The 16,295-nt window shown below is 50.2% G+C and carries 19 protein-coding genes and 3 pseudogenes; 15 read left to right on the forward strand and 7 right to left on the reverse strand.

Going from position 1 to position 16,295, the window contains the following annotated elements; translation table 11 throughout:
* The 5 genes from AYW79_RS13000 to AYW79_RS13020 form a co-directional block, all read left to right on the forward strand.
* On the forward strand, positions 1-555 hold a 555-nt coding region (locus AYW79_RS13000; protein ID WP_156493907.1), incomplete at its 5' end, for a phosphotransferase family protein.
* 233 nt (positions 556-788) lie between these two features.
* Positions 789-1,523: an RNA polymerase sigma factor gene (locus AYW79_RS13005; RefSeq protein ID WP_067566742.1), complete on the forward strand. Its 735-nt coding sequence runs from the start codon at positions 789-791 to the stop codon at positions 1,521-1,523.
* A gap of 25 nt (positions 1,524-1,548) precedes the next feature.
* A complete protein-coding gene (gene clpP, locus AYW79_RS13010; RefSeq protein ID WP_067566744.1) occupies positions 1,549-2,127 on the forward strand; it encodes an ATP-dependent Clp endopeptidase proteolytic subunit ClpP in 579 nt (192 codons plus the stop codon).
* A gap of 22 nt (positions 2,128-2,149) precedes the next feature.
* Positions 2,150-3,148 carry an NAD-dependent epimerase/dehydratase family protein gene (locus AYW79_RS13015; protein ID WP_067566746.1) on the forward strand — a complete coding sequence of 333 codons (999 nt, stop codon included), beginning with the start codon at positions 2,150-2,152 and terminating at the stop codon, positions 3,146-3,148.
* Entirely contained in the window at positions 3,145-3,933 is a 789-nt protein-coding gene (locus tag AYW79_RS13020; RefSeq protein WP_067566748.1) for a metallophosphoesterase family protein, read from the forward strand. Before AYW79_RS13015 ends, AYW79_RS13020 begins: the two co-directional genes overlap by 4 nt.
* Positions 3,934-4,178: 245 nt before the next feature.
* Here the strand turns inward: AYW79_RS13020 and AYW79_RS13025 are convergent, their stop codons facing one another.
* Complete coding sequence (locus AYW79_RS13025; RefSeq protein ID WP_067566750.1) at positions 4,179-4,517, reverse strand: hypothetical protein; 339 nt, start codon at positions 4,515-4,517, stop codon at positions 4,179-4,181.
* 725 nt (positions 4,518-5,242) lie between these two features.
* Between AYW79_RS13025 and AYW79_RS13030 the strand changes: the two genes are divergently transcribed.
* The 9 genes and pseudogenes from AYW79_RS13030 (at position 5,243) to AYW79_RS13065 (ending at position 11,337) form a co-directional block, all read left to right on the forward strand.
* On the forward strand, positions 5,243-5,815 hold the full coding sequence (locus tag AYW79_RS13030; RefSeq protein ID WP_067953293.1) for a GNAT family N-acetyltransferase: 573 nt from the start codon (positions 5,243-5,245) through the stop codon (positions 5,813-5,815).
* Between the two features lie 203 nt (positions 5,816-6,018).
* Positions 6,019-6,798 (forward strand): class I SAM-dependent methyltransferase, encoded by a 780-nt coding sequence (locus AYW79_RS13035; RefSeq protein WP_067566752.1) that lies wholly within the window; start codon positions 6,019-6,021, stop codon positions 6,796-6,798.
* Between the two features lie 190 nt (positions 6,799-6,988).
* On the forward strand, positions 6,989-7,846 hold the full coding sequence (locus AYW79_RS13040) for a DUF2785 domain-containing protein (protein ID WP_067566754.1): 858 nt from the start codon (positions 6,989-6,991) through the stop codon (positions 7,844-7,846).
* Between the two features lie 739 nt (positions 7,847-8,585).
* Positions 8,586-9,050 carry a GNAT family N-acetyltransferase gene (locus tag AYW79_RS13050; protein ID WP_231877888.1) on the forward strand — a complete coding sequence of 155 codons (465 nt, stop codon included), beginning with the start codon at positions 8,586-8,588 and terminating at the stop codon, positions 9,048-9,050.
* Positions 9,051-9,192: 142 nt separating this feature from the next.
* A pseudogene (locus AYW79_RS16185) lies at positions 9,193-9,339 on the forward strand (GNAT family N-acetyltransferase); the annotation flags it as partial.
* A gap of 95 nt (positions 9,340-9,434) precedes the next feature.
* A complete protein-coding gene (locus tag AYW79_RS13055; RefSeq protein WP_067566760.1) occupies positions 9,435-10,187 on the forward strand; it encodes an alpha/beta fold hydrolase in 753 nt (250 codons plus the stop codon).
* Positions 10,188-10,337: 150 nt separating this feature from the next.
* Positions 10,338-10,553, forward strand: a complete 216-nt coding sequence (locus AYW79_RS15325; protein ID WP_067953297.1) for a DUF255 domain-containing protein — start codon at positions 10,338-10,340, stop codon at positions 10,551-10,553.
* 272 nt (positions 10,554-10,825) lie between these two features.
* Positions 10,826-11,080 (forward strand): hypothetical protein, encoded by a 255-nt coding sequence (locus tag AYW79_RS13060; protein ID WP_067566764.1) that lies wholly within the window; start codon positions 10,826-10,828, stop codon positions 11,078-11,080.
* Complete coding sequence (locus AYW79_RS13065; protein WP_067566766.1) at positions 11,077-11,337, forward strand: type II toxin-antitoxin system RelE family toxin; 261 nt, start codon at positions 11,077-11,079, stop codon at positions 11,335-11,337. The genes AYW79_RS13060 and AYW79_RS13065 overlap by 4 nt, the downstream gene beginning before the upstream one ends.
* Positions 11,338-11,486: 149 nt before the next feature.
* On the opposite strand, the gene AYW79_RS13070 is transcribed toward AYW79_RS13065, so the two are convergent.
* The 4 genes and pseudogenes from AYW79_RS13070 to AYW79_RS15340 form a co-directional block, all read right to left on the reverse strand.
* Positions 11,487-11,765 carry a hypothetical protein gene (locus tag AYW79_RS13070; RefSeq protein WP_067566768.1) on the reverse strand — a complete coding sequence of 93 codons (279 nt, stop codon included), beginning with the start codon at positions 11,763-11,765 and terminating at the stop codon, positions 11,487-11,489.
* 102 nt (positions 11,766-11,867) lie between these two features.
* Positions 11,868-12,068: a recombinase zinc beta ribbon domain-containing protein gene (locus AYW79_RS16420; RefSeq protein WP_197461020.1), complete on the reverse strand. Its 201-nt coding sequence runs from the start codon at positions 12,066-12,068 to the stop codon at positions 11,868-11,870.
* Between the two features lie 126 nt (positions 12,069-12,194).
* Positions 12,195-12,359, reverse strand: a pseudogene (locus AYW79_RS16425) (recombinase family protein); the annotation flags it as partial.
* Positions 12,360-12,371: 12 nt separating this feature from the next.
* Positions 12,372-12,980, reverse strand: coding sequence for a recombinase family protein (locus tag AYW79_RS15340; RefSeq protein ID WP_079289979.1), 609 nt, complete (start codon positions 12,978-12,980; stop codon positions 12,372-12,374).
* Positions 12,981-13,281: 301 nt separating this feature from the next.
* On the opposite strand from AYW79_RS15340, the gene AYW79_RS13085 reads away from it, so the two are divergent.
* Entirely contained in the window at positions 13,282-13,617 is a 336-nt protein-coding gene (locus tag AYW79_RS13085) for a hypothetical protein (protein ID WP_156481907.1), read from the forward strand.
* 496 nt (positions 13,618-14,113) lie between these two features.
* Here the strand turns inward: AYW79_RS13085 and AYW79_RS13095 are convergent, their stop codons facing one another.
* Both AYW79_RS13095 and AYW79_RS13100 read right to left on the reverse strand, forming a co-directional pair.
* Complete coding sequence (locus AYW79_RS13095) at positions 14,114-14,788, reverse strand: replication-relaxation family protein (RefSeq protein ID WP_067566776.1); 675 nt, start codon at positions 14,786-14,788, stop codon at positions 14,114-14,116.
* A gap of 164 nt (positions 14,789-14,952) precedes the next feature.
* Positions 14,953-16,295, reverse strand: a pseudogene (locus tag AYW79_RS13100) (type IV secretory system conjugative DNA transfer family protein); the annotation flags it as partial.

The raw sequence follows: 16,295 nt of genomic DNA on the forward strand, positions 1-16,295 counted from the left end.
AACACCTCGAATCGATTTACTTATTTTCACACTCTCGATTCGCTGTGTCCACCACTAAAGCCTAACATCAAGTTGATAGGAGCAGCGCATGGTGATTCTCCGGTAACAGCTGTGGGTTACCGGAAGCTACTGGGCACGCCACTGTCAGAAATCCCACCGGAGGACGCAATCCCCTTGCTGCGTTGTCCCGTCCGACCCGTCGTGATAGAGGTCATCGAAGACTTCTTAGCCAGACCACAGAACTTTCAATTCGAACCTGTTCTGCTTCATGGCGATCTCGCTGCTGAACACACTTTGGTCAACACAGAGACAGGTGAAATCGGTGTGATTGATTTTGGCGATTGCGGAATGGGTGATCCCGCGTATGACGTGTGGCCAGAGTTGACACCATTTTATCACGGCCCGATGGATGAATTGTTCTGCGCACGGCAGGGGTTTTACCGCAAGCTAGCGCCATTTCACGGTGTGCTGCATGGACTGTTGATCTGTGACGACGTGCTGGTGACGAATGCTCTCCGGCAGGTAGAGGCAGAGTATGCGGGGAAGTCTGAGTAACCAATATATGCAAAAATTCGTGTCATGTCATTTGCTGTGGCAGAGCAAGTCGGGATGTACTTGGAGAGACGTGCAATCTTCAAGGGACAACGGGTGTGCATCTCTTTATGAGGAACGGAGTTCTATGCCGGGACATGATCCGGTCGAATCACGATTTGTAACTTTTTTGGCGACTCGTATCCTTCTGGTCGTCTCAATCGTTAATCTAGTGTCAGCAGGAAGGAGGCGGCATGGTGTCCGTGCAAGGTGTATCCATACATTCATTGGAATCATCCCAGCAGATGGACCGTAAAGAGATTTCGATGCTTCGTTCACAGTTGGTGCGGTACTGTGAGTTCTTGAGCGGCTCAAAGCACGATGCACAGGATCTGGTACAGGCAACGTTGCTCAAGGCCATGCCAGTGCTGAACGGGGAGCAGTCACATCCAAACCTGCCTGCACTGCTCAAACGTATTGCAAAGAACACCTGGCTCGATCATCTCCGCAAGCAGGGTAAGAATCAGTTTTTTGATCCAGATGAATGGGTTGATCACTTATGTGTAGACCCGCAGGATTCCTCATCGCTGGAAGAGGCGTTGCAGGTTCTGGTAGCAACCTTGACACCCGGACAGCGGGCAGTCGTTCTTCTCTGTGATGTGTTTCAATATACGGATCGTGAGGCAGCAGAATTGCTTCAGATAAGTCGTGGTGCGGTAAAGGCGACCTTGCACCGAGCAAGGGTACGGTTAGAACTCTTCAAGGAAGGTGTAGAGATCTCACCTGTCGCTGACGAAACGCAGAAGGAGATCCTGGAGGCCTATGTATCCGCATTCCAATCAGCGGACGTCTGCATGCTCATCCATCTTTGCCAAGACGGTGCTCTCGATTCGATTCAGGCCACGACCAAAGTTCTCGCAATTGTGCAGCGACAAGCTGACACGAGAAAGGCGATCGACCACAATTCGATATCCATGTTGGCCGCCGCATAACACATTTTGAGAGGGGGATTCGTCCATGGCACTCATTCCGTATGTGATTGAGCAAACCAGTCGTGGCGAACGCAGCTACGACATCTATTCAAGGCTTCTGAAAGATCGAATTGTAATGGTAGGTTCCGAAATCGACGATGACATGTCAAACGCAATTGTGGCCCAACTTTTATTCCTCGCAGCGGATGATCCGGACAAGGACATTCAGATGTACATCAACAGCCCAGGCGGATCGGTCACGGCGGGTTTCGCCATTTACGACACGATGCAGCACATCAAACCGGCCGTATCGACCATCTGCGTGGGCATGGCCGCGAGTTTCGGCGCGGTGTTGTTGACAGCAGGTGCGAAAGGCAAGCGATTTGCGCTACCAAACAGCGAAGTGATGATCCATCAGCCTCTCGGTGGAGCCAGAGGGCAGGCATCTGACATCAAAATTCATGCGGATTGGATTTTGAAGACTCGGGAGAAAATCAACGCACTTTTGGCGAGACACACGGGGCAACCCATCGAACAAATCGCAGCGGATACTGACCGGGATCGGTTCATGAGCGCCGAGGAAGCGAAACGTTACGGCCTCATCGACGATGTGATTGCAAGGTAGAGTTTGAGAATGGAGGCGAGATATGCGGATTTTGATCTTGGGTGGCACAGCGTTTTTAGGGCGACACTTGGTCGATGTAGCTCTTACAAACGGCCATGAAGTCACGTTGTTCAACCGGGGTCAGACCAACCCGGAGTTGTATTCGAATGTCGAAAATTTGCGTGGCGATCGGGATGGGAATCTCGATGCGCTCCGTGGGCGGAACTGGGATGCGGTAATTGACACGAGTGGCTATGTATCACGGATTGTTCGCCAGTCGGTGGAAATGTTGAAAGACGCCGTTATTCACTATACGTTCGTTTCGAGTATTTCTGTGTACGTGGATTTCTCCCAAGCCGGAATGGATGAGGACGCGCCAGTTGGAACATTGGAGGATGAGACGACCGAAAACGTAGCTGAGCATTACGGTGCACTTAAGGCGCAGTGTGAGAGGGAAGTTCAGTCGACGTTCGGTGATCGTGCGCTAGTTGTTCGACCAGGGTTGATCGTCGGGCCACACGACCCCACAGATCGGTTCACCTCCTGGGTGCGACGATTTGGACAGGGTGGGGAAGTCCTCGTACCAGGACGGCGTGACTATCCAATCCAGTTTATTGATGGAAGAGATTTGGCGGAGTGGATCATTCAGATGGTCGAGCACAAGATGAGCGGCGTATACAATGCCACGGGTCCTGAAAAGGTGCTGACGATGGAGGACTTTATCGAAAACTTGAGGGATGCAATTCCATCGGCAGGAAGTGCAATGTGGGTTAGTGAAGTGTTCCTTCAGTCACAGGGTGTAAAAGAATGGGCTGAATTACCGCTTTGGATTTCTGACAAGACGGGTTGGCCAGGTTTTACAACCGTTAACGTCAAACGGGCGATTGCACAAGGTCTAACCTGTCGCCCCCTTTTAGAAACCGTACGTGATACTTTGAGATGGGATCAAACACGGCCGCAGGATAGCAATTTAAAGGCGGGGCTGAGCCATGAGCGAGAGCTTGACTTGCTGCGAACATGGAAGGCATGGGATGCCAGATGACGACGGACGTCATTCGCACGGTCGTTGCGATTTATGATATTCACGGCAACTTGCCAGCATTGAACGCAGTGCTCAAGGAATTGAAGAACGTGCAACCGGATCACATATTGGTGGGAGGCGACATCGTTTCCGGTCCAATGCCTCGGGAAACATTGGATCGATTCTCTTCTCTAAACCTACCGGTTCACTTTATTCGTGGAAATGGCGACCGTGAAGTGGTGACGGCCTTTGACGGCAAATCTCTGCCAGAAACGATGTCTGAAGAAGGGCGTCGTGTGACAGAGTGGGCTGCCGAACAGCTAGCACGTTCACAGAGAGATTTTCTGGCCCAGTTACCAGAGCGCATGACGCTTCAAGTGGAGGGGTTGGGGGATGTCCTGTTTTGTCATGCCACGCCTCATAGCGATGAGGAAATCTTCACACCAATTTCCACTTCAGAGTACATCAGTCGTATCTTTGCGGGTGTAGAAGAGTTATTTGTCGTATGCGGACATACGCACATGCAATTTGAACGCCAAGTAAAAGGATTGCGCATTCTCAATGCGGGGAGCGTGGGCATGCCTTACGCAGAGCAACCGGGCGCGTATTGGATGTTGATTGGACCGGATGGGTTCGAGTTCAGGCGTACGACGTATGACTTGGAAACAGCCGCGAGAGACATCGAAGCGAGCGGATATCCGCAAGCGCAGGAGTTTGTCAAGGAGAACGTGCTTGCGATTCCCACAGCAACAGAGGCAGCGCAATTTTTGGAGGGTTTGATAAAAAGGCACCGTACTGATGAATGATCAAGATGCAGAGGATAGGCATAAGCGCACTTATAAGAGGTGCATCGAATGATCTCCCAAGCCAAAAGTTTCCTCTGCAAATAGTGGTGGGAGCCATCGAAGTTAGAAGGTGGTTCTCTATCACGCTTCATATCTAAAGATGTTTCACGTCAAGTGAGATGTTGAAATCAGTGAAAGTGCGAAGCGTTTTAATTTGGATTTTTAGAAATTTACCCGACTTATCCCTTGGATATTCCTGAAGCCTTTCATACAGTATCAATGTCAAATCCATTCCTCAAAAGTTGTCGAACGACCTCGTGCTTCCCTTCTAAACGTGCCCATTCTTCACGTATCTCCGCTTTCCTCATTACGGATGCTTCGTCCAAAATCGCCATGCGTCTAGAGTGGTACTCGGCAAATGCCTTGGGATTGCGACTGATATCCTCCCACTTTTCAAATGCCTCTTTCATGGCCGGGGCCTTCTTTGCAATCGTCTCTAACTCATCTCGGATTTCATCGTTGTCCGCGACTTCCAGTAGCAGTAAACAGCGAACGAGTCGATCTTCATGTAAATTGACTGCATTTTTACGCCAGTTCGTCAGCAATTTTGGAATCTCCATGAGATAAACATTTGGATAGGCAAGTGAAACGCGCTTTGGACACCCAGTGTGCGACGGCTGGGTACACCGAGTTAGAGTGTGACGGTCGCTGGGCCGCCTTACAGACACGAACCTGAACGGAAGCTGGTCTTATAGCCACGCCAGGCGTCCCGAGAGTTCGAGCGACACCAGGGACTACACGAACACATGGCGTCATTCGGGCTGTGAAACTTGAGGTCGCTTGGAGGGAATTCGGTAAAAGGTCATGTCTCGCCTTTTTTGTAGTTTCATGAGACAAGCCTCCTTGGCGTGATCGCGATACTGGAGAAAACAAAGAGGGTGGCGATCCGATTCGCCACCCTGCCCACTACCGCATGTTATCATCTTACCTTCCTGAAATTCGAATAGGGTGCCAAGGTTGTGTCAATGAAAGAGAAAACGTTATCTTGACTCACTGATACGGGACGGCTTCAAGCGCCTCGTGTTCGATGATAAGAAAGGAGCAATCCTGGCGAAAGGGGACAGATTGGTCTTGAGTCCTTTTTACAGCAAGAACGTATCTTCAATGTGTATACTGAGAATGAGGTAGAAAGAGAGCTATACGCGTTTCGTGACACTCAACCAAGGGTGTATTCAGCTATCTATCAGGATAAGTAATCACGTCTTTAAAGGCGACTTACGCCGATTTCGGGCAGTAGTGCGCAGTAAGACACAAGAAAAGGGGCGTCAAAGTGTCATCAATTAGCGGAATTCAGTTTACCGAGGTCAGTCTGAACGAAAAAGAGACACTTGCTCAATGGCTATCCTCAGATGAGTGGGACAACTTTAGTAATTCGAGTATCTCATTTGAAAAAGCAGTCGGATGGATTGAGCGTGGCGGTTTACACGGAGATGATAAGAAAACATTTTGGATTGAAGTGGGGTCGCAGAGCAAGGTTGGACTTATACAACTGTACGATTTACTTGATTCAACCGCTATGTTTGATATCAGAATTAACACGAGTCACCGCGGCGTAGGAATAGGACGGAAGGCAGTAAGTTGGTTGACTAACTTTGCATTTGAAAATTACACAGAAATCACACGCCTCGAAGCTAATACACGACAAGACAATGTTGCTATGCGCAAAGTTTTGCTGTCATGTGGATACGTAAAGGAGGCTCATTATCGAGCTGGATGGAAAACAGGTGAGAGTCCGTTGGATTGGGTTGATTCAGTAGCTTACGCGATTCTTCGCTATGATTGGGCTAATTGCACGACGACCTCCGTATTCTGGGATGACGAAAAGTCCTTTACGTCTTCTTGAGGTAATGGGGCCAAATCTGCAATAGTCATCACGGAGCCGCTGGTGTAGGATTATACAGGTACGCGTCGCGGGGTTTGCTGCAGTTTCGGGCAGCATAATTGGAAAAGAAGATGCCCCCGTTTCGATTATCAATACCTTATTTATCAAGGTATTATCGATTCCTATACTTGATTCAAAGTCGTTTCTGATTCGGGGGTGCCCAGATGCCGATTAATTTCATTGATGAACGAAACAAGTTCACTTATACCGGCAGAACTGCTGATGAATCTTGGACTAAAGCAATTTTGTCCATTGCTGATCCCAACGGTCTTTGTATTGCCGATGTTGGATGTGGTGGTGGCATTTATTCAAGGGCTTGGCTTGCATTAGGGGCAAGGGAAGTCACAGGAGTAGACAGCTCACCAAACATGATTTCGGCAGCTACAGAAAGTTGTTCTGATTTATACAGTATCTTGTTTCAAGTCGGTGATGCGGCAAACACGGGGTTAACCGAGAGTTCAGTCGATGTCGTGTTTCAACGAGCTTTGATTCATCATCTGACAGATATTCGCCCCTGTCTAGAGGAAGCAACCCGAATCCTGAAGCCAGGAGGGAAGGTGATTATTCAAGACCGTACTCCCGATGATATTGCGTTACCAGGTTCATGTGAACATATTCGGGGATACTTCTTCGAATGCTTTCCACGACTTTTGAAGCTCGAGTCTGGTCGTCGTAGAACAGATGAAGCAGTTCTGAGTGAACTACATACCGTCGGATTCGAACAAACTAAGTCGATAACTGCGTGGGAAACTAGGAAAGTATATCCATCAAAGGAAGAGTTCCTTGAAGACGTTCGACAGCGAAAAGGGAGGTCAATTTTGCACGAGCTTAACGCTAGTGAAATCGGATTGCTGGTCTCATTTATCGATGAGAGGTTACATGATTTTGATGAAATCATCGAGAAGGATCGATGGACTATTTGGATTGCAACAAACCCACGATAATTCCCACCCTGGGTTCTTGCATTTACGGGTGCAAGTCCTGAAGAAGAGTAGCCTGCTCCTTGTTGCATGAATATTCAATGTGAGGTAGTCACTGTTCTTCGGATATGGGGGCAGGAATACGACGTAAGCGGACTGCGTTGACGGCAAGAAAACATGCCTTGGAATAGTAGATTGGAGGAATGAATTCTCTATGACACGAGAACCGGGACAAATGCAAAACAAAATGTTTTTGCGCGAGATCATCGAATCTGATCAGTTGCCGTCCGGTGAGAACGCTGGGCAATTCGCGCGTGAATTGATGCAAAACTTGGTTTCTTCTGATCCAGAGCTCCGAGATGATCTAACGTATCGGCTGATGGGCATGCTTAGCGTCGGAGGACACCTCGGATTCTCCGATCACGAAGAGTTACTCGGGATGTCGACGGATGCTGAGCATCTATTCCATGGAATCGGAGAATCAGGCACGGACACGGTCTTTATGCGATCATTCTCAGCCTTGATGATTCCGCTATTGCTAGTACACGGCGAATATGCTCACAGATTCAGCACATCAGTAGTGGAGGAAGTAGCTAATCGCCTCCTGAGCTACGCCATCACCGAGCGGGACTGGCGCGGGTATGTACCAGACAAGGGGTGGGCTCATTCTGTTGCACATACAGCTGACGCGCTTATGGCTTGTGGCACCCACCCGGCAGCAACCAAGGAGTTGGGTGACTCAATTCTGCAGGGTATCAAACATCTTGCAATGGTCCCGTATCCTTTAGGATACCTGGAAGACGACCGATTGGCGTTCGCCGCGTTCTCGATCATCCATCACAACAAGACTGAGTCAGCTAACATTCAACGATGGTTGGACTCATTTCAACTCGTAACGGACCAAGATAATGATGGGGATGAGACATTGTGTGGGGCAAACGCGGAACACTTTCTACGGAGCCTCTACTTTCGGTTCCTGCATGCAGATCGAATGAATACATGGCTCGAGAGAGTCGTTGAGGCTCTGGCGCGATTCGATATCTATCATCTTGACTGTTTACCAGGCAGTTAACGTGATGGAGGTTTGGTAGACTAGTAGAAAAGCAAATCAACTTCTTGTTGAAGGAATACTCCTAGGAACTGCAAGGAAGCTCTTGACATGATTATGCGTTTGTTACCGCGACCGTCTTGCTGCGCAATCAGGCAGAAAAACGCAACACGCATGCTATGTAATTTTTTCTCAGGAGGTGATTTTTTGTCAAAGCTAAAACGTTGGTGGTTTCCTACATTGCTTGCTCTCATTATTCTTTTCGTGTGCGACTTTTTGTTTTTCACTCGACCATTGATATCTTATCAACGGGCTCTACGAATCGCAAACGAAAAAGTGAAGAATGTAGCCTCAAGTTCACAAGTACAGTTCGGTGAGGTTAGACTGGCTTGGTACGACAATGGACGACTGTTTGATCCACGTAGAGTGTATATCGTTACTGGTCAAGACAATGCTCGACAGTTCACTATCAACTACGTGCAAGCACTTGTTGATGCTTGAAACGGCAAGGTGATTGCTATCTATAGCATCGATCATCCATATCAAAACATGTTTTCACAGACAAGTGTGAGGAAAGCTGAGCAGGTAGCGGAAAACTATTTAAAGCCTCCAAAACAGTGATGAAATTTGTGTTGCTAACGGAGGCGTGTCTAGAACATAGGATCGCCTGTCAGACTGCGTAAATATACAATGGTGAAGTGATGCAAGTTCCGTCACAATCGAGCAGAAGAACGACAGAAAGGGGGATTCATCGTTGGAAGTAGTGCATGCCACGATGGACGACATTACCGAGTGGCTAAAACTGGCGGCTGAAGTGGAATATTTATTTGGATCTATGGTTAGCGACCAAAATTTCGTTAAGGGATTAGAAAAAACCATTGGTCGGAATTCGGCTTATTGCGTACGACTCAATGGCGGTCCACCAGGTAGTCCATTACTTGGAGGATTGTTGTGGTCATCTAATCCTCCCACATACAAAATAGGCTGGTTATCGGTGTCTTTTAAGGCACGAAAGCAGGGCGTAGCGACCGAATTACTTAATTATGTGTTTAGGTTGGTAAAAACTCCCGCAGAGGTAGTGGTCACTACTTTTGGTGATAATGTAATTGAAGGGCGACCTGCAAGGATGCTGTATAAGAAGTTCGGATTTGTTCCATTGGACGAGCCACTTCCGAATGGTCCAGAAGGTGTTTCGCGCCAAAAATTCAAGAGGATTTTGACCTCGTGAAATTGTACTCACGTGGGTAAGAACTGAAGCCTCATCCCACGTGGTTCTTGCATGAAAATTCTCTCTCGTCGATGGCACCGAAACGATTGGGCAGAAGTGCTACGGATTAACCGTGTGATTTGACTGTAAGGGATGTGTCGGCATAACTGTTTATCTTTCATATCCATCTACAGAATTTCAAAACGAGTATTTGTCCTTTTATCACGAATGGGTTGGGAGAGGAGAAGACATGATACCATGGGTCATTTCCAAAGACCCTTCAAATTTTCATGGAATGGTTCATTTTCTCAAGACACACCTTCGTTTTTGGATACAGCTATAAGCCTTGGAACTTCTTGACCAAACGGGAGAAGTATGCAACACGAAAGTTGAGGGATATGGCGAATGCATTCGATGGTAGCATATGAAAATGCAATTGTTGATGGGATACCGGTCTCCCAATTTGCACTTAGAGAGCGTACATCAGAATCACTGCCTACAATCTTCTTGTATCACGGTTGGGACTCAGCTAAAGACAACTACGTATTTGAAGCCGAAGTCTTGAGTCTGTTTGGTTTCCGAGTGATTGTGACTGATGCACCACTTCACGGAGATCGTTCGGTTGAACGAAACGTACAAAGTGACTTCTGGAAGGTTATAATTCAATCGGTCGAGGAATTCAAGAGTCTCTTGGATTATGCCCATCTTACATGGGGAGTTAATGCGAAAACCAGTGCTTTAGTTGGAAGTTCTATGGGCGGATTCACTGTGGCTGGAATCTTTGCTAATTATCCGGATGTTCATTGTGTCGTTAGTATTAATGGTTCTGGGGCATGGGAAGAGTCTGAGGCTTTGTTCCGTCGCATGGATGGACGTAGCCCTGCCACCGATGAAGAATTACATCTGATTCGCCTGTTTGACCCAATACGAAAAATAGCACGTCTACCACGTCGTCCAATTCTTCTGCAACACGGTGCTTCTGATTCCATTGTTCCGATAGACGGGCAACGTAAGTTCTATAAGGAATTGCTAAAGAATTACGTGGGAAATCATACAACGCTTGTTGAATTTCAAGAGGTTCCACGAATGAACCATTATATCAGTATCGGAATGTTTGAATACGTGTACAAATGGGTAAGTGAACAACTCAAACGATAAGAGAGTTGTTGCGTTAGCGGGGACAAAATTCCAATAAGGCGGTGCCTGAAATACGGAATACACATGCCAAATTGCTGCTAAAAATAAGCGCTAAAGCTGATCTGAACATACGTGACGTACATACATCCGTCAATACTTTCCGCCGCTTGGATGTATACTGACGGGAAACCATCCAGAGAGGATGATTCACCCGTGAACTCCAACAATGGTCAACACAAATTTACCAACCGCCTGATCCACGAAAAATCCCCATACCTGCTCCAACACGCCCACAACCCGGTCGACTTGTACCCATGGGGGCCAGAGGCGTTCCAAAAAGCAGTCCGCGAGTCGAAGGCTGTATTCCCCTCCATCGGCTATTCGTAGCCCTGAGGGGCTATGAATAGCAATATACGCTGAAAGTGGATTCGTTTATCGACCTGTCACTGGTAGCGGATCCGTAAACTACTCCAGCCGAGATATTTTCAAGAAACCAATACGTTTATTTACATGACCTCACTTTGTTTCACTTCCCTTCTGAACGCAGTACCACGCTAACTTGACGTCTTCAAAAAACGACCCGCGCGCGTTATAATTACCTTATGCAGTTGTGCAATATTGTTCGGGTCTATGCCGTTATGATAAAAGGAGGGCTGTCGGTGACTGTGGAGCGGGAAGAACTGCGGCGTTTGGTGGATGAACTCCCTGAAAATGAGCTGAATGCGGCACGCCGATACCTCGAATTCATTCGAGACGTGGGGAAGGATCCTGTTCGCTTTGCACTTGAAAACGCTATGCTTGATGATGAACCGGAAACAGATGAAGAGAGGGAACGTGCCAAGCGGGCGGATGAGGATTTCATGGCTGGGCGAACGACGTCGATGGACGAACTGAAGAGAGAACTGGGGCTATGAGATACGAGATTGAATGGTCTCAAGGGGCCCTGAAGGACATTCGGCGGTTGGACAAGCCGCTGATCGAGCGGATTACACGCGCCATTGAGGTATTCGCCGAGACGGGTCGTGGCGACGTGAAACGTCTGATCAACGCGGATGGCGCGTATCGTTTGCGCGTGGGCGAGTGGAGAGTTCGGTTCCGCTTTGTTCATAGAGAGATTCAAATTATGCTCATCCAGGCTGTGTTGCCTCGGAGTGAAGCGTACAAACGCTGACTTGCGCAGATGACGATCGGCTTTTCACTGTGGTTTCGTGCTGCAGCGTTCAGTGGAAGCTATGATCGCCTTCAACAGGTGAGCAAAACAGTCATTGCTATCCAACTGTTGGTCATGATTTTGGAGAAGTTCGTATGATTCCCCTTCACTTATCGAAGCTTCACCTGAATATCGACCTCATCCCCGTTTCGCGTATATTCGATCCGCAGAGTGATCAGCTTCATAAGCCGATTCCGCTCCTTTACGTTGATAGCGGTTGTCCAGGACGCTTTGAGTTCATCAATCATCTGCAGCCGTTCGGCGTGAATGAGGGGCGAGTACCCGTCCAAGCTCTCCTTTAGTTGCTCGTAATCGTTCTCCTTCTTCACAATGAGCTCCTTCAGGCGTTGCAGCCGCGTTTTGTATTCCAACTTTGTCACATCGCCCATGACGAACAAGTCCTTGAGCCGATTTACTCCATCCCGCAGCGATTCGAGTTCTCGCTCCTTCGTGTGCAGCAGATGCTCCGTCGGAATTCCCGATTCGTGAATTTAAATCGGCGTTCTCAGGAGCTCCGCTTCGTGTTCGCGTAGACTCTCTATGACCGCCCTTTCCACATGTTCGAGTTCGATCCCGCGATTGCCACAACATTTCCCAAAGGTATCCGTCTTCTGACACTTCTTCACGAGTGTGCGACCGTTCGGTTTCGGTTGGAACTGCAGGGAGTAGCCGCATTTGGCACAATAGAGCAAGCCGGAGAGCAGGTATGTGCCGCGACGTGCGTGCTTGGGCTGGATTCGGCGGCTTTCAAGCAGCGTGACGATCCCTGCGTGTTCCTCCGGGGTCTTGACCGCTGGATGAGCATTTTCAACGACGATTCAGGTTTCACGTGGGATTACTTTGAACGGCGCAGCTTTACGTTTCTTGTGCAGTCCACCACTCGTTTTGCCGTAGACGACGCGACCGAGATGCACTTCATTCAGGATGAGCCGGTACAGCACGCTTTCAGACCACAGTTTGCCTTTCGGGGACGGGATGCAGCGACGGTTAAGCTCTCAGCAGACGCCGCTGCACGTGGCACCGCTCAAAATCCGTTGCTTCATGAAGTTGTAGACATCCAGTTTCTCGGGATCTACATCCAGGCTGTGGGCTTCTGAGTTATACACGTACGGGAAGGGGGCAGGACCGTTGGTCCAGTGGCCAAGCCTTGCCCCAATTTTCTTACCGCGCTGGAACCGCTTCTTAATCATCCGATACTCATACCGGGCGAAGACGCCCTCGATATCCGTGATCAGTTCCTGATCCTCATCGTTCAGGTCGTAGACGCGCTGTGGCGTGACAACAAGGGTGTTCGACTTCTGAAGGGTCTTCTCTACCCGCGCCCGATCCTCTTTGTCGCCGCGACTGAGCCTGTCATAGTCCATGACCACGATGGCGTCATAGAAATCATTCTCGATGTCCTTCAGCAGCCGTTTGAACTCGGGACGGAAATCGATACTGTCGGAACTGCCAATCTCCCGGTAAATGACATAGCGCCAGTTGTTTTTTCGAACGAGATCGGTAAGCGCGGTTTCGTGTTTGAGGAGGACATCTTCTTCATCGCCCGTGTCGTCCCGGCTTTTGCGCAAATACACAGCCACCTCATAAATTTTCTTCTGCTCCATGTCGTGTCACCTCGATTGTCAGGTTATAGTACGGATGTTCAGCTTGGCTCTGGGTTGCGGATGAAGTCAACGGCAGGAGATGGACGCCATTTCACGCTGCATGTGCGATATGGTGTCTTGGTGTGAAACCTGGGCACGGTCTGATGGCATACGTCCCGCCACATCGCCGCACACGTTGGCCCGTGTGCGGCGATTCGCGGCGCGGGCGACGGTAGGCAGATTTCCTCCAATCGCTGCGAATGCGGGGAACGTGTGGCGGCAAAGTTCAGGTAAGCACCTACGGATAACAGGATTTGACTTGATGGCGGACGGGAACGAGAGTTACAGTCGGACAAACGTTTCCGGGAGTGGATCGCCAATGTGTCAAATTGCGAAGAAACTATTGGCCGAAAAACTGATCGACGACTTTTACGAGGAATACGCGCGGGGCGGCGAACAGAATTCGCTGACCCAGCAAGACTTGGCTGACCGGCTCAAGGCGTTCTTGCCGACCGACCAACATGAATGGCTGTACCGATGGGAAGCCGAGTGCGTTGAGACCTGCGGCCGCGAACTATGGCGGTTTGCCGATTTCGTCGCGGGCATTTTGATGGGCACTCATCCTCATACAGAAGACGATGCGAGACGCGACGGGTAAAATTTTGACGTAGGCAGATTTCTATCGATCCTGATTACCACCCGTTTGTCTTCCTTCGGTCGTCATCCGATGGAGGATGCTGTGTAAGGCGGTTTGGAAGTTTTCCACCGCCTCTTTCGACGGTTCGTTACAAGTCAATCGGATGACGATGTTCCCGCAATCGAACGTGAAGGTCTTCACGTTACCGGATATCGCATCCGAAGTTTGATGACAATTGGGCTCGCACAAGTCTGTATGAGACGCCACGGGAATTCCTCCTCTCGCAAATCATCCACAGCCTGTGAATCACGATTTCTTTGTAAAGGGCGAGAATCGGGTTTGTTTCCCCAGCGGGGTTACCGAGCGGTATGTATTCCCGTCCGTTCTCGGAAACTCTTCAAAGCGTGATTCCCACTCCGAACGTCCGCTCCAGACCGACCCCAAAATACCCTCTGCGTCCAGTCGGCGTTCTGTAATGACCCAAACCGGCGGAATCGGCTGTCCCTTGAGATGGGTCTCAAGTAATCCGTCCCACAGTTCCAAAATTCGTTCGACGCGGTGTTCTTCCCGCGTGATAAATAAGATGTTGGCTGACCCCACATCTGCCCAAAACTTCGGGAGATGCGACGCGTAGTTCCACAGTTTTTGATACAACGTCCAGGCCGTGCTCACTGCCCGTATCGTATTCCACATGAAAGGTCACGGCCGAACCATCCGCGAAACGATAGGTGCCGATGCCATCTGGTCGAATGGGCGTTGCTCGTCGTCCTTTGGCGTCTGTGATGGCGTAGCGATCCCCGCTGTGCCGCATGCCAATCCACTCCACTAGCCCTTCATCGACATAAGAGAGGCTCTCTAAAATCAGATTTGTAAAAAAGCAGTTTGTTCCGTACAGATGCACGACTTGGCTGGGTGGCGATCCTGGTTGACGCAGCAATGCAGAGCGGTTTTCCTTCGTGAGACCGAGATTGAGTTGCAGCCCCGCCTTGGTCAACGACCATCCTTTGACATTGTGGCGCAGAAAGGTAAGGCGCATCGGTTGCACCCAATCCGATTTTTTCATCTTGCCGAGTGTCTGGTACATCGTATCAGGCCGATAGTGCAACAGTGTACAGAGCTGATCGACGGTTAACATGGTGTATCGGTACAAGGCGAGCAGGAATTCCTGCTCCTGGTTTCGAGGGGCCAGCAAGTGCGCGTCCTCCTTTCCTTTGCGGGCGGAATGTGGATATATGTCCCGATTGATTTGATTCGTCGATCCGCATGGTGGCGGGAACCATCCACTCATCCGCCCGCTCGCGTTTTGTTGGGAGTTCCGTGTCGAGTACCGTGCGAAGTTTTGTTCGGTGTTTGAGCTTACGCTTCGCCCGCGTTTTGGCGCTTCTTCGATGATTTGCCTCCCGGAAGCGTGGGTTGCTGCTTGGAAGATAGCAGGGATCGCCGCGTCATCTCGTCGATTTCGCGATCCACCTCCTCTGCGGGACGACCGTCGTGCCGATCGGAATGGGCAAACGCGCGCTCAATCCAATCTTCATGCCCAAGTGACACGACGGGATTTTGCATGGTGAATAGTTGGGTGACGCCGCCGTCCAGTTTGGTGCGGACCAATGCATGCGTCTCCGGGAGGTTGAGCAGGTCGCGGGAGGATACATCGGGCTTGAGCCAACGGGTCAGGCGGTCGGCGTCCGGGCCACCGAGTTGGAGCAGGATGAGCGTGCCTACGTTTCCCAAGATGCCTGCGAGGATGGGGTCGGGCAGTTGGTCGAGATACTGCGTGGCGAGCATGAGCGATAAGCCAAATTTCCGGTCCTCGGCCAAAATGCGTTGCAGGATGTTCACCGCATACAGATGGCACTCGTCGGCGACGAACAGGTGGAGCCGGGCGGCGTGTTCGGGCCGCTTCTGACAGGTGAAGTGCATGTTGATCAAGTACAGCCCGGCGATGATCTTGATGGCGTCCTCGGTACAGTGAGAGCCGTCGATGAGGATCATGTCTCCCTGGTCCATCGCACGGCGCAGGTCGATTGCGCTTTGGGTCTGCCCGAGAATCCGGCGCAGAGAAGGGTAGGTGGTCAAAGCGCCAAGCTTGTTCCAAATCGGGCCAAGATGTTCCCCGATGTTCTTGATCTGCGAAAACTCCTCCGTCCAGAACTGCTGCAAGTGGAACGGGAGTTTGCGGACGAGTTGATCCCGAAACATCTCGTCCAAAAACAGGCGGGTGATGCCGAGCACCGTTTGCGGCGGATCGTGCAACAGGGACAGGACGTTGTTGCGCAGATAAAGCTCCGAACGTGGCCGCGATCCCGGCCAGAGTTCCTGCATCATCGCGACAAACTCGCCCGTCACCGCTTCAGCTTGCTCCAGATCATCTAGAGCAAAAGGATTCAAGCCGCGCGGATACTTGGTCGGGCCAAGCGGAACAATGTGCATCTTTGGGTAGAGTGAGGGTGGAATGTGCGACAACAGCTTCTGGATGGCACCGCCATGCGGATCGAGAAAAGTGAAACCGGGTGCCGTGTCGGCTCCTTCTGCATCTGATCCACGATCCCGAGTAGGGTTTGAAGAAGAGTCGTGGTCTTGCCTGACCCCGTGGTCCCGGCGAGAAATGCGTGCTTCGCCATCTGACGAAGGGGAATGCGGATTTCTTCTCCCTCCCGTCCGGGGAAATCGGACCACCCGACACGTATTCCGCTGGTCCG

Origin of the sequence: Ferroacidibacillus organovorans, assembly GCF_001642725.1 — a bacterium.
Taxonomy (GTDB): Bacteria; Bacillota; Bacilli; order Alicyclobacillales; family SLC66; genus Ferroacidibacillus; species Ferroacidibacillus organovorans.